The sequence below is a fragment of the Maribacter sp. 1_MG-2023 genome (assembly GCF_030547005.1).
In the GTDB taxonomy this organism is placed as follows: Bacteria; Bacteroidota; Bacteroidia; order Flavobacteriales; family Flavobacteriaceae; genus Maribacter.
Map to the genome: position 1 here is coordinate 72,594 of NZ_JAUOPN010000009.1, position 20,527 is coordinate 93,120.

Here is a 20,527-nt window from a genome sequence, read left to right on the forward strand (position 1 = left end):
TCCTTCGGTAAGCATTAAATTTTTACATCAATTTTTACTACTTTAACCAACTACTAAATAATAGCTACATGAAGTGTTTAAAGTATTTAATGGTATTTGTGTTGTTTACAGCATGTAAATCATATGAAATAGGTAAGATAGACACTCCAAAAGGAGAAATTTTGATATGGTTGCATGATGAGACTCCCAATCATAAAGCAAGTTTTATAGCATTGGCAAATGAAGGTTATTGGGATTCGTTGACCTTTAATAGGGTAATTCCGGATTTTGTAGCACAAGGTGGTTGCCCAGATACTCCAGAAGGGTTTAATGACCCCGAATATTTGTTAGCGCCAGAATTTGATTCAAAACTAACACATACGTATGGCGCAGTAGGGGCAGGGCGAGATGGCAATGCCGAAAAATTATCTGCCCGTTGTCAGTTTTATATTGTACAAAATAAAGATGGTCTACATCGCTTAGATGGTGATTATACTGTTTTTGGTAATGTTTTAAAAGGGATGAATGTTGTGGACCAATTAGTCAATGTTCCAAAAGATTCTACAGATAGGCCGTTTACACCGTTACCATTAGACATTTCAGTAGTGAAGGTATCCTCTAAAAGGTTAAAAGAACTACGGCATGATTATAAACAATAGAATGTTTATAGTTTAATTAATGTAATCCTAAAAAATACTTTTTTTAATATTAGGCTATTTTTTCTCCAGAAGTTGAAAGGGTTTGCAATAAATAGCAGAAAGCAAATTGGTATTTGCTTTCTGCTACGCAGGTAATGCTATCTTTTTGTAGTACTTTTTTTTCAATCCGATTTGAAAATAACGCCTAATTTCATTCCAATAACTAGTTCTTAGTTTTATTTAACTATCTCCTCTACCTAAATATGCACGAATTGAAGATATTTTACCTTCAGAATTAATGGTTATCACATCTACAACATAAAGTATCTCAGTGGAGTCTACTATGATTTTCAATTCAGCCGCTACGGTGTTTTTGTTTTCAAAAGTAGATGGCACTTCAATTTCTATTTTATCTGCATTTTCAAAATTTTTACGTGTTTCTGCAAGAGCATTTTTTATTCCTTCAACACGAATTTTCCAGTCACGTAATACAATGTCTTCAGAAAACATTTTTTCGATATTGTTTAGATCCTTTTCCGCATATTTTTTCAAATATGAAAGACATACTTCCTTTTTTGATATCTTATTCATAGGCAGGTTTTCTTATATTGACTTCGATTTAAAATTGAAAATTTACTTCCGTTGATTATGCTATTTTTTTTTAATGGTAAATGAAGCTGTTAGTCCTACACTAAAATTTCGAGGAAGCTTTTCAACTCCAAAAATTGCTCTAGAATGTTTACCTTTTTCTTTAAGCACCTTTACGAATAAGTCTGAAGCCCCATCAACTACTTTGGGCGATTCATCCCAATCTTTACCCGATTGAAAGTAGGCGTCTATATGGTTTAGTCCAACAACTTTATCAAACCCTATTTTCTTGTTCACTTGAGCTAAAACGTTCAAGGCACATAATTCCATCGCCTTATAACCATCTTCGGTCGAAATTTCATTTCCTAAACGCCCTTGAAATTTAAATTCTTCATTTAAAATTGGAAATTGAATAGCTATGTAGGCTATATTTTCTCTAACGTTTACAGAAACGTAACTTCCTCCTGGCGTTGATACATTAGGTAGTTGAAGTCCGTTAGTTTTTAATATTTCGATTGGGCTCATTTGTTTTATACACCTAGTTTTATACAATTTTTATTTAAAAATCAGTTTTAACTTTCCGTTTTCAGGAATCAAATTCCACTTTTCGCACAGTTGGTCAAATTCAGATTTCATTTTTTTAATATCTGTTAAATTCATATTCGGAACTCTAATTCCACTGATATTTTGAGCTTCCCAATTTATTAATTCAATGAATTGTTCAGTTTTCGCTGCTCCGGAACCAATAGATTGAAGATTTCTCGCCATAATTTCAGATAGCCAAGTTTCAGAGTCTAAACTTTTTATTATTTCTTTATCAGATAGTTCTTCTATGGTCATTCCAGATTTAACTTTTCCGTAAAAACCATTTTCTAATTTAAATACTTTTTCAACAACATAGTGAGCAATATCGTGATTCGGGATATCAGGTCCAAGATTTATACTTGTCAAGGTTCCATCTTTTCTTTTACAAGTTAAGGTGTTTCTATTTTTACCTTTTGTGATTATTATTTCCATTTCTCAAATTGCATACAACAATAGTCTATATAAAAATAATGTTATTTGTACTTCCAATATATAACATATATCTTTTATAAATTTTTAATGATCGAGAAGATTCTATGAATTAGATAACAATAGTTTCAGCTAGCCTAAAATACAGTTCAGCTATCAGATAGTACAATTCAGAATATATTTTTTCTAAATGGTTAGAAAAGGCTTCATGTTTGCTTTTATCTAGGCATTTACAGAAAGAGGTATAGGTCTAAAATGAAATTCCTAATTTTAAAAATTAGAAACCAATCAATTTAAGCTTACAAACATGAGTAGTTTTTTAAAGGTAGTAAGAATAGCAATAATTATAGCCTTGGTTATGGAACTTGTTCGGTTGCTATTATCTGATTGGGAAAGCATAACATTATATGGCGAATTACAATTTACTGGTATAGCCTTGCTGTATTCTTTTGTGCTATCTATGGTTAATATGTATTTCAGCGACTATATCTCTCAAAAGTATACATGGGAGAATGAAACGCAAAAACGATTATGGTACGGTGCCGCGGGCTCTATTGTACTTACTGTATTGGCGTTTGGTGCTGTACGCGCGTTTACTGAAATCTATATATTTGGTAAAAGTTTTGAACAGTACGTAGCCGGGGAAAGGATACAATATTACTTCTATGCGCTGTTGGTAACCCTAGTAGTTTCATTGTTTTTACACGCTTTCTACTTCTATAAAGCCTTACAAGATACCAAGGTAAAAGAACAAAAAATTATTGCAGGTTCAGCATCTGCAAAGTTCGATGCTCTGAAGAATCAGTTAGACCCTCACTTCCTTTTTAATAGCTTAAATGTATTGACCAGCCTTATAGAAGAAGATCCTATGCAGGCGCAAAAATTTACTACTTCGCTATCTAAGGTGTACAGATATGTATTGGAGCAGAAGAGCAAAAATCTTATTTCTGTTGACGAAGAACTAAAGTTTGCAAGAACTTATGTGCGACTTCTAAAAATGCGTTTTGAAGATAGTATCGTATTTGAAATTCCTGATGAGGCACTAGATCCTGAGGCGAAAATAGTACCATTATCCCTACAGTTGTTATTAGAGAATGCAGTGAAGCATAATGTGGTAACTTCTTCAAAACCACTACACATTAGAATATATGAAGAAGACGGGTATTTGTACGTGGTCAACAATTTACAAGAAAAACAAGTAGTTAAAAAGAGTAGTGGTGTGGGGCTGCAGAACATTCGTCAACGTTATGCCATTCTTACTAAAAAGGAAATGCAGATTTTTAAGACCGCTAAAGAGTTTAAAGTGCGTTTACCTATGCTTACAAATGCAATTTCTTTTCGAGAAACACAAGATTCCCATATAAGCGCCAAGCGCTATGAGAAAGCAAAAGAAAGGGTAGAACTCATTAAAGGATTCTATGGTAACCTTACTTCTTATTGTATTGTTATACCATTTCTTGCCTATATAAATTTTAAGACTACCAGTTTTGTTTGGGTTATTTTCCCTGCTATTGGTTGGGGTATTGGTTTAATAGCCCATGGTTTAAAAGCATATGGTTATAATCCGCTGTTTGGTAAAGGCTGGGAAGAAAGAAAAATAAAACAGTATATGGAAGATGATAGATTCTGAAGAAATTTTAAACGGAAGCACTATGAAGCTAACAAAAAAGATAAAAGCTGCTATAAGCGATAGTGTATTATGCTGGTTGGCAACATCTTCTGCTGATAACATACCCAATGTGTCACCCAAAGAAATATTCAGTTGTTTTGGAGAGAATATGATTATAGTAGCAAATATAGCATCACCACAAACAGTAAAAAATATTCAACAAAATAAACACATCTGTATCAGCTTTATAGATATTTTAAAGCAGAAAGGCTTTCAATTGAAAGGAGAGGCTGAAATTATTACAGCAGCTAGTAAAGAGTACCCTAAGATGGAAAATGTATTGTTGGTGCTAACAGAAGGCAAATTCCCTTTTAATTCAATAACCAAGATTAACGTTACCAGTGCTAAGCCTATAATTGCTCCTAAATACATACTGTTCCCCGAAACTACAGAAGAGGACCAGATTGCCAGCGCAAAGAAAAACTACGGATTTTAAGGTCTCTCAATAGTCTAAGAACATGCTTTCTACAATTCAGTCGTAAAAAATTACAACTGGGTATTTCATTTTTTCAAAACCTGTACGATCTGCCGAAATTTGAAGTATAGAAATAAATTAGTAATCACTAAAACTTTAAAAAGATGGAATCAAACTTCACAACAGACAGCAATTATAAGTATGAAAAGGCAAAAGAAAAAGTACAAGCTATAAAAGGCTTTTACGGTAATTTATTGGCCTACTGTATCGTCATACCATTTTTAGCATATATCAATTATAATACAACAAGTTTTCTTTGGTTTATTTTTCCGGCACTTGGTTGGGGATTTGGTCTATTGATGAACGGACTTTATGCCTTTGACTATAACCCATTATTCGGTAAGAATTGGGAAGAAAGAAAGATCAAAGAATTCATGCAAGAATAATAACCTAAAAGACTAAAGATCATGGAAAACACAAAATATACAAGAGCAAAAGCAAGAGTTGAAAAAATTAGAAAATTTTATAGAAAAGTAGCGTCGGCTATCGTAACCATTATAATTGTAGCGACAATCAATTATTATTTTAATGAATGGAGGAATGCCTGGTTTCTTTGGGTAGTATTCGGTTTAAGTATTAGCTTATTTTTTAAAGCAAATAAAATCTTTAACTTGAATCCGTTTACGGGCAGAGACTGGGAAGAAAGAAAATTACAAGAGTTTTTACAACAAGAGGAAAATACAAGAAGATGGAGCTAAACGAATTTGAACAATCGGATAAATTATTAAGAGCCCAAAAGAAGGTAAAAGAGATAAAGGGGTTTTATATTCACTTACTTGTTTACGTACTCGTAAATCTGTTTATTATGACAATTACCATTATGGGGATTATGTCTGGCGGAGCTTCGTTCACAGAGGCTTTATTTAACATCGGTACTTTAACTACTCCGTTTTTCTGGGGAATAGGGTTGGCATTTCATGCCGCTAAAGTATTTGGATATAGTCCTTTCTTTAGCAAAGATTGGGAGCAGCGCCAAATCAATAAATATGTAGAGCAAGATGAACGAGATGCTGAAAAATATAGATAATATGGAAATTTCAATGGTAGATAAGTCAGATGCATTAGCAAATGCAGAAAAGAAGGTTAAAGATTTAAAGGGTTTTTATTTGCATTTTTCCTTATACATTTTGGCAAACATTATTATTGTTGCAATGAATGTGATGATAAGAATATATGAAGGGGAATCTTTATATGATGCATTGGTGAATTTTGGCACTTTTATAACGCCCTTTTTCTGGGGAATAGGCTTGGTTTTTCACGCAGTCAAAGTCTTTGATTACCATCCGTTTTTTGGTAAAGACTGGGAAGCTCGGCAAATAAGTAAATATATGGAGGAAGATAAACGTGAATTTGAAAAATATAGATAATATGGAAACTGAACGAGCAAACAATTATCTTTTTAATGGAGAGGACAGTAGTTTTTCTAAGTATGAAAGAGCAAAAGAGAAAGTGGCAAGTATAAAGCGCTTCTATAATCATGTATTGGTTTTTCTGATCATAAATATCATGTTGTACTTCTTAAGACATAAGTTCGTTTTCATTTTGGTAAGTAAAGAAGCATTCGGTAATCCTGAGTTTTTAGAGTGGATAAACTGGAATGTCTACGGTACCACCATTGTTTGGGGGATAATACTGGCTATTCATGGAATTATTGTTTATGGCAATATTTCAGGATATTTGAAGAGGTGGGAAGAACGTAAGATTCAGAAATACATAAATTCATATAACGATTAAAGCATACAATTCTAGTAAACCATAAAACCAGACCATGAAGACCATTATAATAGAAGATGAAAAACCGGCAGCACGCAGGTTGGGTAGAATGTTAGATAGTTTAGATTTGACCGTTTCTACGATGCTACATTCTGTAGAAGAGGCTATAGATTGGTTTCAGACCAATGAACACCCAGATTTAATCTTCTTGGATATTCAATTATCGGACGGACTCTCATTCGAGATCTTCGATGTTATAGAAGTACACAGCGCCATTATATTCACTACTGCTTTTGATGAGTATGCCCTTAAGGCATTTAAGCTGAATAGTATAGACTATTTATTGAAACCTATTGATGATGAAGATCTAGAGCAGGCGGTCAATAAATATAGAAAGCTGTTTAAATCTGCCAATGAGCCTAGTAAAATCGCTTTAGATTTTGAAGATATCAAAAAATTATTGGTAAATCCGCTCGAGCGCGAGTATAAAAAGCGATTTACAGCGAAGGTAGGTCAGCATTTAAAAATTATAAATGCAGAAGATGTTGAGTCTTTTTATAGTGAAAACAAAGGTACATACGCGGCTACTAAAGATGGTCGCAATTATTTATTGGATACTACATTAGAACAGTTAGAAGAGGAACTAAAACCACAGATGTTCTTTAGGGTCAGTAGAAAGTTCTTTGTGAATATAGATCACATTAAGGACATTGTTTCATACACCAATTCTAGATTACAGATCAAGCTAAAGAACAATCCTGATCATGAAATTATAGTGAGTAGAGAAAAGGTGAAAGACTTTAAGCTTTGGTTAGAGTAGAATAATTAATATTTTGATATTAAGTTATTTACGATACAAATCTTCTTCCTCGTCAATTCTATTTTCATCAAATGCCGATGGTAATAGTTTGGGAATCAGTTTAATGAATATCGGAAGTAAAATAGCTCCGCCAGGTAGTATGAATATAGCCAAAGAAGGAATACTTTTAAAAATATCTAAAAGTTGATTCTGTACTTTTTTCTTTTCTTCATTACTTAAATCCCTGACCGTAGATTTTGATAACAGACCTACTAGCTCTGCACTTTGGGAAAGCTCTTTAAGCAGGCGTTTACTATTGCGTAGAATCAGCTTCTTTACAATTTTACCCATACTGTCGTAAAACTGTTGTGCTAGGTTCTTTTCCTTTAAATAGGGTATGACATCAAAATTAAGTTTAAAGAACTCGGTAACATCGGTAATTGATGTAGAGATAACAGTTCTACCGAATCCTAAGTCTTTTCCTATTCCGAAAATAAAATCAGATTCGGTGTAATCTAAAGAGTGATCTTCCCAAACCGTAAGGCAAGCCATATCTAACAGATAGCGATTCTCCCAATTCTCTTTATTTAATAAAAGTCGTTCTCGGTAAGAACCATCAAAACTACTCTCTGCGCAATTAATATAGGTTAATGAAGAAGCCAATAACTGAGAAAGCTTATTGTCGTTTCTATCAATTTCTTTTGAGCTAAGCGCGTCGTAAGTAATATTGATAGCTAAATATTCTATTTCTGCTGCCTTTTCTATTAAAGCAGAATGTTTATTTAAATAATGCTTAAAAAGCAAAACATCTATAAATAGGAGGGAGTTGGTAATAAGGCTATTAAAAGTTTTACTGATAATATTGTCTTCAATATAAATTCTTGAAGTCATTAGTTTTTCAAGCTTGGCAGATGTTTTACTTCCAGTAAACCATTTATCAAAAAAACCTGCACGGCTAATATTCAGTATTTCATAAAACTTAAATACCTCTTCTATAAAAGTGCTATAGTCATTACCACCCTTAATTCTATAGGTAAAGAACAATGCGTGTAGTAAATTTATTTTCGCCTTTTCATCTTCAGATAAGGTATGCTCCAATTCAATGAACTCTGGTATACTAGAATTTAGCCCATATACGAACCCACTTTTTTTAAGCGTATCATACAAAGCTTCAAAGGTGGGGAAAGCGTCTTGGTGTTTTTGAACAACCGAACCATATTTCTCGATCCAACCAGAGGAAGACGGGTTCATATCTTAATTATTTAAGACTGCAAAGTTAGCTAATTATTACTTCATACTAATTTATAAATAGTTGCTACTGGTCTGTAATACTGTTTTTATTGATAGTTCTCATTTTATCCTTAAAAATAAAATTTAATTTTTTTTAAGAAAAAATGAACCTTCTCTTTTTTGCTGCGTAAGTAGGGGTGATTCTAATCTAAAAAAAAGAGATAATGAAAAAATCAAAATTATTTATGGGACTTGGGGCATTAGCCTTAGTAGGAGTTCTTTTAGTGGCCGCAGATCATATTGATGCACCAGGTGCTATGGGAACCTCGGCAGATATTGCCGATTTTTATGCTTTTGAACCTACAGAAGGTTCAGACAATACTGTATTCGCAGTAGACCTTCAATCTAATGTATTGCCAGATTTGGCTTATGGTACATTTGATGAAAATGTATTATTAGAAATCAATATTGATACCAATAATGATTTGGTAGAAGATTTAGTAATACAGGCAATACCTAGAGATGGTAAAATGTATTTCTTTGGTCCGGTTGCACCAAGCGAAACAGGATTAAATGGTGCTATAATGGTAGACGCTCCATTAGGATCGGTAGACATTTCTGCTGAAACTGCTATTGTAGAAACTACGGCAAACGGAGTTTCTTTATTCGCAGGTCCAAGACAAGATGCTTTTTTCTTTGATTTTTTTCAATTCAATGAAGTAATTGGTGGTACGGCTCCTTTAGGTTTTAAACCAGCAGGTGATCCAAATACAACTGACGACGATGATGATACCGCTGTTGATACTTTCGACGGGTCAAATACAATGTCTATTGTTGTAGAGCTTCCAAATAGTCTTTTAGGTAGTACAACAGGTCAGAATGCACTTGGTTTAGAAGTGTACAAAACTTGGGTAACAACAAACGTTAAACAATAATTATAACCTTATAAAAATATAACGATGAAATATAAAAATATAAAATATACGTTTTTGTCTCTTTTAGCAGTGGTAGCCTTAGTTTCCTGTAGTGATGATGATGACAATACACCAATAGTTGTTACAGAAACATGTGACGATGGTATTATGAACGGAGATGAAACCGGAGTAGATTGTGGTGGCTCTTGTACACCATGTGAAGAGGCAATGGCGCCAGATTTCACAGGAACATATGCACAAGTTGATTTTATGGGTAGACCGGGTATCAACACCGTATTAAGTGCAGATGGTACTATTAAAGATGCTCATAACGTGTCTATTCCTTCAGAAATGGCAGCTACTTTTCAAGCAGATTTTGAAGCAAGGTTAGAGGCATACCATGATGTATATGCAAATATATTAGGAGCTGATATAGCTGCCGTAAATTATGAGAACAACATTTTAGGTTTAGATGCACCAACATTAACAGGTTATTTAGCTGCCGATGTTTTAGAAGTAGCTCCAAACTTACCGACTACATATTTTAATCCAGGTACAGATGCAGATGATGATGGTAGAATTTTGGTTCCTGATGGTGATGAAGTTGCGTTGACAGGTAGAACTCCACAAGACGATGTTATCGATGTTTCTTTGATATTACTGTTCGGTGGTATGGAAGGTGATCGTTTTAGCGGTCAAGATACCGATGGTGATGGTGTTGCAGATTTACCAAGATTAACCTCAGATGGCGTTGGGCTAACCGCTACTGTAGGTACAACGTTCCCATACTTGGGAGCACCAGAATAAGAAGTTGCTATCACCTTATCTATTGATAGGATAGATAAGACAGGCACAACCCTAAATTGTTTATGAAAGAAAAGGGGAAGGGGAGTTGAAAAACTCCCCTTATTTTAAACGATCCACAAAAAAACAACCTTATGAAATTATTGAAGCTTTTAATAGTAGTGATACTGGTATCATCATGTGGTACCAAAAATCAAGACGCAATTGCACATAAAAAAGATTACAACAAATTTTTAGTCTCCAACGAGATTAAAACAACATCAAAATATTTTAATCTTTGGAATTCTAAAATAAGACCAGATAGTATGCAGCTTAACAGTTTTGGCGTAGTAGGCGGGGAGTACAACAGATACTTTAAACAGACAGGCGATATTGAGTTTTTAAAGAAGGCAGAAAAAAGTTTAAAGAAAGCGGTTGATATAGCAAATATTGGAAAGCCTGGTTTTTACAGGTCTTTGGCTAGAAATTATATTTCTCAACATCGCTTTAAAGAAGCATTGAAATTAGCAGATTCTGCAGCTGCAATTGGCGGTGATAAAAGTGAAACACAAAGCTTGTACTTTGATGTGCATATGGAATTAGGTAATTACCAACTTGCAGAAAGCTATTTGGACAGTTTAAAGAATATGTCAGATTTCGGTTATATGATCCGTGTAGCTAAATGGAACGATTATAAAGGAGATTTAGATACGACCATAAACTTTATGGAGAAGGCTAGAACTAAAGCCGAGTTGGCGAAGAATAAAGATTTAATGCTGTGGAGCTATACTAATCTTGGAGATTACTATGGGCATGCAGGTAGAATTGAAGATTCTTACCATCAATATATAAAGGCATTAGAGATTGATCATAACAATGCATATGCTAAAAAGGGAATTGCCTGGATCGTATTTTCAAATGATAAAAATGCTGCTGAAGCAATCCGAATTCTAGATTCAGTGACCAAAACATATAATGCTCCAGATTATTTCTTGTTAAAAGCTGAAATAGCAGATTATATTGGCGATGATTTGGTAAGAACCAAAAACTTAGATGAGTACTTCACGAGAGTAAAAAATACAGCATATGGTGATATGTACAATGCATATAACTTAGGCTTGTATATAGGCGAAACAAAACAGTATGATAGTGCTTTGATTTTGGCACAGAGAGAAGTTGACAATAGAACAACGCCAGAATCTTATAGCTGGTTGGGTTATAGTCTTCTAAAGAACGGAGACAAAGAGAAAGCAATGGAAATTATGAACACCTACGTATATGGCAAAACATTTGAACCTGCATTATTGTACCAAGCTGCTGAAGTATATAAAGCGAATGGAAAAGATGAAAGAGTTAAAGAATTAAAAGGAGAATTAATTGGGGCCATTTATGAATTAGGTCCTGGTATGGAAAAGCAAGTCCATGATTTGTAATTGATTGCCCAATTATATTCATTTCATGTTTGTTTTAGGTTGGATTGTTTTTTTTTTCAACGTCACGATATAAAGTCGTGGCGTTGTTATTATTACGTATTTCATCGAAAATTTGGTTTTTTTTAACAGGCGCATAGATGAAATGCATATATTTATCGACCAAATGCATTTAAAATGCCCCAGCATCTTAAATAAGTGAACTAAAAATAGTAACCAAGTAAACCAATTAGTGTTATGGAATACCTACTCTTTACATTATGGATTAGCTTAATGATTTTAATGGTTGGCAAAACAATATTTGCCTACAGGTCTCTACAAAAAACATTGGACCGTACCAATAAGGCTAACTAAATCAGTTTTCTAAGTAATACCGGTAGTAATAGCAGATCTAGTATCAATGCTGTTACCAAGGTTACACTTATAATCAACCCTATAGTTACACTAGGTTGATGTATAGAAAATAACATTACCATAAATCCAAAGAAGAGGATAATGGTTGTAATAACCAGTGCTCTACCGGTTTGTGCAAATGTTTTTTCAAGTGCTGCCTCTTTATCCAATCCTTGGCTAATACCTAGTTTATATTTTCCTAAGAAGTGAATGGTATCATCAACGGCAATACCAAAGACGATAGCAAAAACTACGGAAAGTGAGGCTTCTAATGGTATGCCTAAGAAACCTAACATACCACCGGCAAATAATATTGGTAGCACATTTGGTACTAGTGATATTAGAAAGATTTTAATGTCACGAAAGACAAAAGCCATAATTACTCCAATCAATAATAATCCGTAAAGGAGTCCTTCTAACAAACTACTTCTAATATATTCAGAGTTTTTATCGAGCAAAATACTTTTACCGGTCACCTTTATGGCAACAAGAGAAGTGTCTAATTGCGTTTTAGTAAAGTTATCTATATCGCTGTAAACCACTTTAAGCTTATCGGTACCAATATCTTGCAGTCTACCATTGATACGGGCAATACTTTCATCTGCATTTATAAACTTAGCAAGTTGTTTACGACCAAATTTACGAGCATCTTTTTGATACTTTAAAAACGTTTTCTCATCGCTAGGTAGGGTAAAATATGCAGCGCTATTTAAGTTGTTCGCTTTATTGAATATTTTATAAGGTAGATTGGCAGACTGCACATTACCAATACTTTTAAATGTTTTTAAATACGTAAGTAATTTTTCAATTTCTTGGGCAACTTTAAAATCCGTCACTTTGTTTCCTTCAGTACTCATAACGGCAATTTCTAAAGGTCTGAATCCTGAAAAATTACTTTGAAAGTAATCGAAATCTTTTGCTATTTTACTTTCAGCAGGTAACGTGTTCTTTAATTCTTGATTGGTCTGTACCATGTAAATACCTACAACACAAAGTGTGGTAAAAACAGCAGTGCCAAATATGATAGACTTAGGGTTGTTTTTGGTGAACGTATTTAATTTTAAAAGGTATTTTACCCAATTCTCAGAGATACTTTTGCGACCGATCAATGATTTTTCAGGTATACTTACCAGTAATGAACCCGTTAAGAAAATAACTGTTATATAAGCGACAAGTACGCCGATAGCAGCGTTAATTCCAAATTCTTGAATACTAACCAATCGAGATGAAAGCAAGGTTACAAAACCAACTGCAGTAGTAATTGAGGTAAGCAAGGTAGTCATGCCCACTTCTCTTAACGAAGATTTAATCGCTTTATATCGTGGTATACCTGTTTGTAGTTTTCTAATGTAACTATCCGTAAGATGTATAACGTCAGAAGTACCCACAATAAGCATGAGTACTGGGTAGAATGCAGCCATGGCATTGAGTTCTTTACCTAGCCAACCCAATAGCCCCATAAACAGCAAGAGCGACATTGCTATAGAAAAAACAGAAATTAAAACCACGGGCATACTTCTGTATACCAGCAAAAGAATTATAAAAACTAAAATAGAAGCTACTATAGTGGTTGTAAGTACTTCGCTCTTCTGCATTTCAACAATAGCTTCATAAAAGAAGGCTCTACCTAAAATATGGTAATCGGGTAAATTATGTTCTTTTAGAGAGGTTCTTATGCTGTTTAAAAGAAGCTCGGACTGCTTGTAATCTAAGTTGTCCTCGGTCTGTAGAGCCAACACCAAAGAGGTTCTTTTTTCATCAACAAGTACATTTATAAAAAGGGAATCCTCTTCAATTTTATTCCAATCTTTCTGGTATTGCGAAGGGTCGTCAATATGAATGATAGGTAAAGTGGTATAACCAAAAGAAGTTTTAAGCGGGTAAGAGAGTGAGGTTAAAGAACTACTTTCTAAAACATATTCAAAAGTTTTACTCTCTTCAGAAAATGCTTGAAAACTCTTTAGAAAATCTTGTTGTAATACATCTGGCTTGTTCTTTACGGCAATCAGTAGAAAATTGTCATCAGTACCAAACTCTTCTACATATTTGTCATAAAAGGCTAGATCAGGATCTTCTTCAGGGAAAAACTGACTAAAATCGAAAGAAAACTGTAGCTCATCCAACTTAGAAGCAGCTAATACGCCTAACAGGACAAACAGAACAATGAAAAGCTTTTTAAGAAAGCCAAAGTTAACTTTCATAGAATATATAAAATCTATTTCGGTTGCAAATTTACCATTCTTCATGGTAACCTTGGTAAAAAGAAACAATTAAGAGCGAAGTAAATTTCAATAAAAAATGGCTTTCGCTCTCAAATGTACTATTCAAACTATAGTTCTATAAAATTATCGAGATATAACGTCCAGTCGTAATTGGTATATTCAGCCTTTACACCTTTAGTAGAAGGTATAATTTCGTTTTCTTTAAGAATTTTCTTGATACCGCCTTTTCCACCAAAATCGCCTCTAAACCAACTGAAAATCGAAGTAACTTTAACCACATTTAATTCGCTATTGTATTCACTAGTTTTCTCTAAAAGTCTTTTGGTACCTTTTTGCAATTGCTCTTGTAATCGTTCCCATTCGTAAATAGCCACTGGCGGACAATCTTTAGCGCCGCAATTAAGGGCGAAATGTACATTAAAAACAGGCTTGTTTACTCTCAATTTACGTTCAAATTTGCCGGGGAACCACTTGCGTATATAGCCTAAGCCATATTCCCATTGCGATTTTCTAATAATACCATGTTCTATTTTAGCAAACGATACCATTTCACCTGCAATTTTTATCTGCTCCAATTTAAAAAAGCTACTTCGTTCATCATATAACTCCGGATTCTTTTGAAGAATCACTTGTATGTAGGCATTGTAAATATTGAGCCAAAAAGCTAGCCTTTTATCATTGGTATCCAGAGCATTATCTAATTCTGAAATAGAAGTATTCGCTAATATGTCTTGTAGATTTTGCGTATCTTTCTTATCGATAATACGTTTTAAGAAGGTCTCAGATAATTCATTGAAATCTGTTTCTGAATTGGTGTCAACCTGTGCTTGTACTTCGGTTTTCGCCAAAAATAATATAGCCAACATAGTTACAAGAAAAGATATTTTTAATTTCATGATATTGTTTTAGGTTACCTTAACTAAGTAATAGTAGCTAAAAGGTTCGTGAAAGCTTGGTCGTATTTTTATTTAATCGATTACGATAATCTTTTCTATAATTTTAGGATAGTAATAAAACTATTAAACGGAATTTGCGTAGGTAAGGCGTAAACCTTTTTTATGGGTGTTAGTTTTTACTTGATAACTACTGCGCCCTAGCTATTTCTATGATAAGTATAATAATACCAGCACATAACTAATTTAATAACTTACAACGGCTCTTTAAGGTTGCTTGCTTTTTAGAGCATGAGCGGCTTTTGGAAATTATAGTGGCCGTATCTCCGGGTAATTCTGATACTATTGAAAATTTAAATAGTAGTAAGAAAGTCAAATTACTGCATTGTTAGAATAAAGGTAGGGCGGCACAAATGAATGAAGCTTCTCAAATTGCCTTAGGAAATACCTTTGTTTTTTTACATGCAGATGTGGTACCACCAACGGGATTCATTGATGATATTTTAAATAGTTTACAGAATGGATATGATGCCGGATTTTTCTCTTACCGATTTGATAAGGACACATGGTATTTACGTGTAAATGCATGGTTTACGGCTAAAGACGGATTATTTACCAGTGGTGGTGACCAATGCCTTTTCATTAAAAAAAAAGCTTTTAACCAACTCGGTAAATTTAATGAAGAACAAGTTTTGATGGAAGATTTTGAGTTTTTCCGTCGGATGAAAAAAGCGAACTTATCCTATACCATCGTTAAAAATGACTTAATAGTATCTGCACGTAAATATGAGTCGAATTCTTATTTACGCGTAAATCTTTCTAATTTTCTTTTGGTGGTACTGTTTAAATTCGGATATTCAGGTAGCAAATTAAAATCACTTCATAATAAATTGATACCCACTCCAAATAATGGTTGAAACAATAAACGGAATTCAGCAAATCGGCATAGGCGTTCTGGATGTTAAAAATGTATTTAATTGGTATAGAACACATTTAGGCTTCGATATACTACTGTTTGAAGATGAGGCTGTAGCAGCTTTAATGACCAGATATACCAATGGCAAAGAAGAAAGAAGAGAGGCTTACTTATCATTAAATATGACGGGTGGCGGTGGATTAGAAATTTGGCAGTTCAAAGATCGGACACCAACTGCTGCTATTAATCCAGTTCAATTAGGGGATTTAGGTATTTATGCAATGAAAATTAGATGTGAAAATCTAATTGATATGCATTCATATTTAAAAGATTTGAAAGTATCGAATCTCTCAGAAATCAGTCAGTCTTATCGTTCTAGTTTTTATTTCACCGATCCTTTTGGTAACCGGGTTCAAATGGTTGAAGATCATTATGTTTTTTGTGAGCAGTCATCAAAAAATGGGGGAGTGCTAGGTGCTGTAATTGGCGTTAGTAATATGGAAAGCTCAATCGAATTTTATAGTTCAATGTTAGGGTATTCAGTAATAGCATACGATACTATTGAAACACTTGAAAACGATAATGCCAAAAGAAAATATAGAAGAGTAATTATTTCTCAAGAACGAAAGTCCGTCGGCGGATTTGGAGATCTGCTAGGTCCCACACAACTAGAATTAATTCAGGTTTTTGATAGAGCTCCAGTAAAAATTTTTGAAAATAGATTGTGGGGAGACTTGGGGTATATACACCTATGTTTTGACGTGTCGGGTATGAGCTCGATTAGAGAAAAAGCTAAAGCCAATGGTTATCCTTTTACCGTAGATAGTGCCAATAGTTTTGATATGGGCGATGCCGCGGGTCATTTCAGTTATATGGAAGATCCCGATGGTACATTAATAGAGTTGGTAGAAACGCATAAAGTCCCTATTCTAAAATCATTAGGATTGTTCTTAAATCTTAAAAAAAGGAATCCGCATAAAACCTTACCAAAATGGTTGGTAAAAAGTCTAAGTTTTAGTCGGGTAAAGAAAGATAAGTAATCTAAAACATCTGCAGTTTTAGTTCTTACTGGTATTTCTGATCAATCCTATTCCTGAGAAGAAAAATATAGCGCCTAATACGCCAAAAACGATTAGTTGTTTAGTTGTACCAGTGCTATTAGCAAATGAAATTGCAGTATAAACAAGCCCGCCAATACCTAATGAGGGTCAAACGTTTTCGATTTTTTTAAAATCCTTGTTAAATAAATAGAATAAAAAAACGGGCAGTTTTTAAAAACTGCCCGTTATACTTTAAATTTTAATGTATTATGAACTAGCTACAACACCTAGTGTATATAATTGCTCTAGGTTTGGCGATTCACTACCACCTGCCGGTTCTAGAGTAATACCGAATGCTTCAGACTCGTTTGGGTTGTTTAACACGAATACTTTGTTCTCATCCGTAGCAAAATCTTCTAGCAGCCCCATACTAGTAGGGGTAAGCGGAGAAAGTTTTAAAGACCAAACTTGATATACAAAACCATCTGGTGGTTCAGGTAATCCTATTGCATCTATAAAAACTTTTTGATCTTCTTTGTTCCAATATGCTTTGGCGTAAGAAGTTGGTGAGACTGCTTGACCACCTAATGCAATTACACTAATGTTTTGATCACGTAACGTATTCAAAAGTTCTTGAGTTTGTTCTAAAGAAGAATCAGTATCTGCAATTTGCTGTTCCAAATCTACATTCTGTTTTTCTACAACTTCAATATTAGATTTTAAATCTTGGTTCTGCTGATACATCCAAAATAGACCAACAGCCAATAGAACAGATGCTGCCCAACCGATATATGATAAGAACGGTGAACTACGTTTTTCATTAATATCAACTATCTTAACTTCACCATTAATTCTATTCATTAATGCTGCAAATGAATAGTTATAACCAGGTGATGCCTTTCTTGACAACTCTAATATTGAAGCTTCAATAGCTTCAATTTCTCTCTGAATTTGAGGATACTCTTTAGCGTAGTTGGCAATTTCCAGATTTTCCTTCTCTGAAAGTGTACCGGCTACGTAAAGCTCCAAAATTCCCGATGCTATGTATTTTTCTACATCCATACTATCTTACGGCCATATTTTCCCTTAGTTGGGAAATGCAACTTCTATTTCTTGTTTTTACAGTACCAATCGGAATTTCCAATTCTTCGGCAGCATCTTTTTGAGTGTATCCTCTAAAGTATAACAGTTCAATGATCTGAACACATTTTTCCTTTAAATTTTTAACGAGGTTTCTTACTCCCTTGGTGTCCACATTAGAAGTTTCTTCTTCTTCCTTGTGCTGTAAAATATTTACGAAGTAATCTGCACTAAGGTTCTTTTTTTCATTTTTATACGACCTACTGCGTATTTCATCGATAGCAGCATTTCTTGCAATGTTCAATACCCAGGTAAAGAATCTTCCTTTAGATGAGTTGTAACTTTCACAGTTGTTCCATATTTTAATGAATACATCTTGACAAATTTCTTGGGAACGTGCATCGTTTTTAACGATGGTGTTTATTACACCACAAATATTTTCGCTATACATGCCATATAGCTTTTCGAAAGCCGATTGGTCTTTCTTTTTAAACTGATCAACCAAAAGGTCTAGTTGCATACGTAATTTTTTAAAACGGTTAAAAATAGAAAAAGCTGTTCCAAGAACAGCTTTTATTAAAAAAATTATTAACCCTATTCAATTATACCGGCACAACTTACACGTGCACCAGCTGCACCGCTTGGTTGAGAAGTGTAGTCATCTACACCTTGGTGTACAATAACACCTTTGCCCAAAATATTTTTGTTTTCATCATCACAGCCAATACACCATTCTTCTGTTTCAAATTCAACTTTTGCATTACCATCGGCATCTGCGGTAAAGTTACCAATATCACCTTTGTGATACCCTTCAGAAGCTCCCCATTTACCATGTGGTTCATTTGTTGGGTTCCAGTGTCCGCCAGCAGAAGAACCATCTGCAGCAGTGCAATCAGCCGTTTGGTGAATATGAATGGCATGCTCGCCTTCAGATAAGCCAGATAGCATGGCTACCATTTCTACCTCGTCATCATCTTGGGTAAAAGTTACTTCACCTTTTACATTACTATCGCTTTTCGGTTCCAACATAAATTTCACGACTGTTTCCTCATCGTTCATTTCTTCTTTAGCCTCATCCATTAGTTCTTCAACTTCTTCTTTAGCTTCAGACGCCTCTTTTTTTACCTCTTTGCAGCTAAAGACAGCTAATAGTGCCAATAGTGCTAATTCAATTTTAAATATTTTCATTTTGATAGTTTTTATTGTGAATAGTAAAATTATAATTTAAAACATTCAATATCAAATATTTACATGATATGAGCAATCCTTTTAATCTTTAGGGCAAAAAAAAAGAGGTGCTGAAAAGCACCTCTTTTTTAAATATGATAAAATTGATTTTTTATTTTGTCAATAGCACTTCTGCTTTAACGGCAACCTCGCTCCATGTTTTACTAACACCATCCTTACCTGTGTGCAAAATTTCACAAGCTTTGTTGATAGAAGCAACGGCATCCATTGCATTCCAATTTGCCAAATCCATAGTACCCGTGAAGGTGATTTTATCATCACCGTTCATTTCGTATGCAAGGGGAATGTTTTGTGTTTCTCCGTTTAAAGTAACATCAATAGAACTTTTATCACCTTCAACTTTAAATACACCAGAAATTAATTCGGTATCCTTTAATACGCCAAAGAAAAACTCTAATAATTTAGGGTCTCTTGTTCCCGTTGGGTCGTTAGTAAATAAGCTACTAACAGGAATGCTAAACTCAGTTCCGTTTAAGGCTTCCATAGCAGTTGCACCGCTATTTGTTTTTGTGAAGTTTATCTTTTTGAACATTCCGCCAACAGGTACTTTATCTGTTGTCTTGTAAGCAGTAAAACTTACTTTTGTTGAATCTTGTACTAAGCTGAACATTTCAGTTGCTTCGCTTGTTGCTTCAACGCTTTTAGACTCTTCACTTTTTTTAGCGTCTTTACAACTTGCAAAAACGATTAAAAGTGCACTAGCGAATGTAAGTGCTATTTTTTTCATGATAATGTGTTTTAATTATAGTATAAATTTACTTCTTCTTTTTAAAAATGCCACGTAAATCTGTGTTATAAAATAATCCTACTTGAAAACGATCAAAATTAGTCTCGCTAAAGTGATTTTTTAAATACCCAAATTGCATGCTTAAATCTTCGGTTACATTAACGCCTAGGGCAGCATACGCACGGTTTTGACCAAAGGCATCGTCTTGTAGGTTGATAAAGATCTCATCATAGAAATTCAGGAAAAAAATATCGGTTAGGGGTAGGGTCATTTGAATTCTGTAGCGAGCTCTGTGTAATGTATTACTGATGCCGGTGGCGTTGTTTTGTACAAAGCGTTGCTCTAATCGATAGCGATGCTCAAATTTAAATTCCCATACTTTGTTTTTTAGAATAAACTGCTCAAAAATGCGATGCTCTGAAATAGCATTATTTTCAAAAATGGCATCATCACCAAGAACATCAAATTCCCTAAAGGTAGGGTCGGTATCAATAAAACCGTACCCCAAAGTGGCAATAGCATTAGGATTAATATGATAATTTACTCCCGTACGCAGCAACAACTGATTAAAGTTAGATGCCATCTCATAATATCTAAACTGCGCTTCGGTATGTATACTCCATTTTTCGGCAATTTTATTGGTTCCAAAATACATGAACCAACTACCAAAATCATCTTCACCGGTTATTTCACTTTGCGCGTTTGTATACGTAATGGTTGCTAATAGTACCAGTGCGGTAATAACTTTCTTCATTCTTTAATTTAAGGTGTAACTC

24 protein-coding genes and 1 pseudogene are annotated in these 20,527 nt (G+C 34.2%); 14 read left to right on the top strand and 11 right to left on the bottom strand.

Annotated features, from left to right (window positions below):
- Nucleotides 1-68: 68 nt before the first annotated feature.
- Nucleotides 69-638 (top strand): peptidylprolyl isomerase, encoded by a 570-nt coding sequence (locus tag Q4500_RS11480; protein WP_303599801.1) that lies wholly within the window; start codon nt 69-71, stop codon nt 636-638.
- A gap of 219 nt (nt 639-857) precedes the next feature.
- Here the strand turns inward: Q4500_RS11480 and Q4500_RS11485 are convergent, their stop codons facing one another.
- Genes Q4500_RS11485 through Q4500_RS11495 form a run of 3 tightly spaced genes read right to left on the bottom strand, consistent with a single transcriptional unit; the run spans nt 858 to nt 2,222 of the window.
- The gene (locus Q4500_RS11485) at nt 858-1,208 is read right to left on the bottom strand and encodes a nuclear transport factor 2 family protein (protein ID WP_303599802.1); all 351 of its coding nucleotides are present in this window, start codon (nt 1,206-1,208) and stop codon (nt 858-860) included.
- 60 nt (nt 1,209-1,268) lie between these two features.
- The gene (locus Q4500_RS11490; protein WP_303599803.1) at nt 1,269-1,730 is read right to left on the bottom strand and encodes a RidA family protein; all 462 of its coding nucleotides are present in this window, start codon (nt 1,728-1,730) and stop codon (nt 1,269-1,271) included.
- A gap of 30 nt (nt 1,731-1,760) precedes the next feature.
- Complete coding sequence (locus Q4500_RS11495; RefSeq protein ID WP_303599804.1) at nt 1,761-2,222, bottom strand: hypothetical protein; 462 nt, start codon at nt 2,220-2,222, stop codon at nt 1,761-1,763.
- A gap of 304 nt (nt 2,223-2,526) precedes the next feature.
- Between Q4500_RS11495 and Q4500_RS11500 the strand changes: the two genes are divergently transcribed.
- The 8 genes from Q4500_RS11500 to Q4500_RS11535 all read left to right on the top strand — a co-directional run bounded on the left by Q4500_RS11500 (nt 2,527) and on the right by Q4500_RS11535 (nt 6,896).
- Nucleotides 2,527-3,849 carry a 2TM domain-containing protein gene (locus Q4500_RS11500; protein ID WP_303599805.1) on the top strand — a complete coding sequence of 441 codons (1,323 nt, stop codon included), beginning with the start codon at nt 2,527-2,529 and terminating at the stop codon, nt 3,847-3,849.
- A 22-nt stretch (nt 3,850-3,871) separates the two neighbouring features.
- Nucleotides 3,872-4,324, top strand: coding sequence for a pyridoxamine 5'-phosphate oxidase family protein (locus Q4500_RS11505; RefSeq protein ID WP_303599806.1), 453 nt, complete (start codon nt 3,872-3,874; stop codon nt 4,322-4,324).
- Between the two features lie 143 nt (nt 4,325-4,467).
- Complete coding sequence (locus Q4500_RS11510) at nt 4,468-4,749, top strand: 2TM domain-containing protein (protein WP_368389755.1); 282 nt, start codon at nt 4,468-4,470, stop codon at nt 4,747-4,749.
- 21 nt (nt 4,750-4,770) lie between these two features.
- Nucleotides 4,771-5,061 carry a 2TM domain-containing protein gene (locus tag Q4500_RS11515; protein ID WP_303599807.1) on the top strand — a complete coding sequence of 97 codons (291 nt, stop codon included), beginning with the start codon at nt 4,771-4,773 and terminating at the stop codon, nt 5,059-5,061.
- Nucleotides 5,052-5,390 carry a 2TM domain-containing protein gene (locus tag Q4500_RS11520; protein WP_303599808.1) on the top strand — a complete coding sequence of 113 codons (339 nt, stop codon included), beginning with the start codon at nt 5,052-5,054 and terminating at the stop codon, nt 5,388-5,390. The genes Q4500_RS11515 and Q4500_RS11520 overlap by 10 nt, the downstream gene beginning before the upstream one ends.
- Nucleotides 5,371-5,730 (top strand): 2TM domain-containing protein, encoded by a 360-nt coding sequence (locus Q4500_RS11525; RefSeq protein ID WP_303599809.1) that lies wholly within the window; start codon nt 5,371-5,373, stop codon nt 5,728-5,730. Before Q4500_RS11520 ends, Q4500_RS11525 begins: the two co-directional genes overlap by 20 nt.
- Nucleotide 5,731: 1 nt before the next feature.
- Nucleotides 5,732-6,097 (top strand): 2TM domain-containing protein, encoded by a 366-nt coding sequence (locus Q4500_RS11530; RefSeq protein ID WP_303599810.1) that lies wholly within the window; start codon nt 5,732-5,734, stop codon nt 6,095-6,097.
- 34 nt (nt 6,098-6,131) lie between these two features.
- Nucleotides 6,132-6,896, top strand: a complete 765-nt coding sequence (locus Q4500_RS11535; protein ID WP_303599811.1) for a LytTR family DNA-binding domain-containing protein — start codon at nt 6,132-6,134, stop codon at nt 6,894-6,896.
- Nucleotides 6,897-6,920: 24 nt separating this feature from the next.
- Here the strand turns inward: Q4500_RS11535 and Q4500_RS11540 are convergent, their stop codons facing one another.
- Entirely contained in the window at nt 6,921-8,126 is a 1,206-nt protein-coding gene (locus Q4500_RS11540) for an LETM1-related biofilm-associated protein (RefSeq protein ID WP_303599812.1), read from the bottom strand.
- Nucleotides 8,127-8,329: 203 nt separating this feature from the next.
- Between Q4500_RS11540 and Q4500_RS11545 the strand changes: the two genes are divergently transcribed.
- From Q4500_RS11545 to Q4500_RS11555, 3 genes are all read left to right on the top strand, one after another.
- Nucleotides 8,330-9,040: a DUF4331 family protein gene (locus Q4500_RS11545; RefSeq protein ID WP_303599813.1), complete on the top strand. Its 711-nt coding sequence runs from the start codon at nt 8,330-8,332 to the stop codon at nt 9,038-9,040.
- 24 nt (nt 9,041-9,064) lie between these two features.
- Nucleotides 9,065-9,826, top strand: coding sequence for a DUF4331 family protein (locus Q4500_RS11550; RefSeq protein WP_303599814.1), 762 nt, complete (start codon nt 9,065-9,067; stop codon nt 9,824-9,826).
- Between the two features lie 131 nt (nt 9,827-9,957).
- The gene (locus tag Q4500_RS11555) at nt 9,958-11,235 is read left to right on the top strand and encodes a CDC27 family protein (RefSeq protein WP_303599815.1); all 1,278 of its coding nucleotides are present in this window, start codon (nt 9,958-9,960) and stop codon (nt 11,233-11,235) included.
- A gap of 347 nt (nt 11,236-11,582) precedes the next feature.
- Here Q4500_RS11555 and Q4500_RS11560 read toward each other — a convergent pair whose 3' ends face one another.
- Nucleotides 11,583-13,871 (bottom strand): RND family transporter, encoded by a 2,289-nt coding sequence (locus tag Q4500_RS11560; protein ID WP_303599816.1) that lies wholly within the window; start codon nt 13,869-13,871, stop codon nt 11,583-11,585.
- A gap of 83 nt (nt 13,872-13,954) precedes the next feature.
- On the bottom strand, nt 13,955-14,743 hold the full coding sequence (locus Q4500_RS11565; RefSeq protein ID WP_303599817.1) for a DUF547 domain-containing protein: 789 nt from the start codon (nt 14,741-14,743) through the stop codon (nt 13,955-13,957).
- Between the two features lie 401 nt (nt 14,744-15,144).
- Here Q4500_RS11565 and Q4500_RS11570 point away from each other — a divergent pair.
- Nucleotides 15,145-15,657, top strand: a pseudogene (locus Q4500_RS11570) (glycosyl transferase); the annotation flags it as partial.
- A complete protein-coding gene (locus Q4500_RS11575) occupies nt 15,650-16,696 on the top strand; it encodes a VOC family protein (RefSeq protein WP_303599819.1) in 1,047 nt (348 codons plus the stop codon). The pseudogene Q4500_RS11570 and the gene Q4500_RS11575, both read left to right, overlap by 8 nt.
- A 267-nt stretch (nt 16,697-16,963) precedes the next feature.
- On the opposite strand, the gene Q4500_RS11580 is transcribed toward Q4500_RS11575, so the two are convergent.
- From Q4500_RS11580 to Q4500_RS11600, 5 genes are all read right to left on the bottom strand, one after another.
- The gene (locus Q4500_RS11580) at nt 16,964-17,758 is read right to left on the bottom strand and encodes an anti-sigma factor (RefSeq protein ID WP_303599820.1); all 795 of its coding nucleotides are present in this window, start codon (nt 17,756-17,758) and stop codon (nt 16,964-16,966) included.
- Nucleotide 17,759: 1 nt separating this feature from the next.
- Entirely contained in the window at nt 17,760-18,296 is a 537-nt protein-coding gene (locus tag Q4500_RS11585; protein ID WP_299800069.1) for an RNA polymerase sigma factor, read from the bottom strand.
- A gap of 74 nt (nt 18,297-18,370) precedes the next feature.
- A complete protein-coding gene (locus tag Q4500_RS11590; protein WP_303599821.1) occupies nt 18,371-18,964 on the bottom strand; it encodes a superoxide dismutase family protein in 594 nt (197 codons plus the stop codon).
- A gap of 151 nt (nt 18,965-19,115) precedes the next feature.
- Nucleotides 19,116-19,751: a YceI family protein gene (locus Q4500_RS11595; protein ID WP_303599822.1), complete on the bottom strand. Its 636-nt coding sequence runs from the start codon at nt 19,749-19,751 to the stop codon at nt 19,116-19,118.
- 28 nt (nt 19,752-19,779) lie between these two features.
- Entirely contained in the window at nt 19,780-20,505 is a 726-nt protein-coding gene (locus Q4500_RS11600; protein ID WP_303599823.1) for a DUF2490 domain-containing protein, read from the bottom strand.
- Nucleotides 20,506-20,527: the final 22 nt, after the last annotated feature.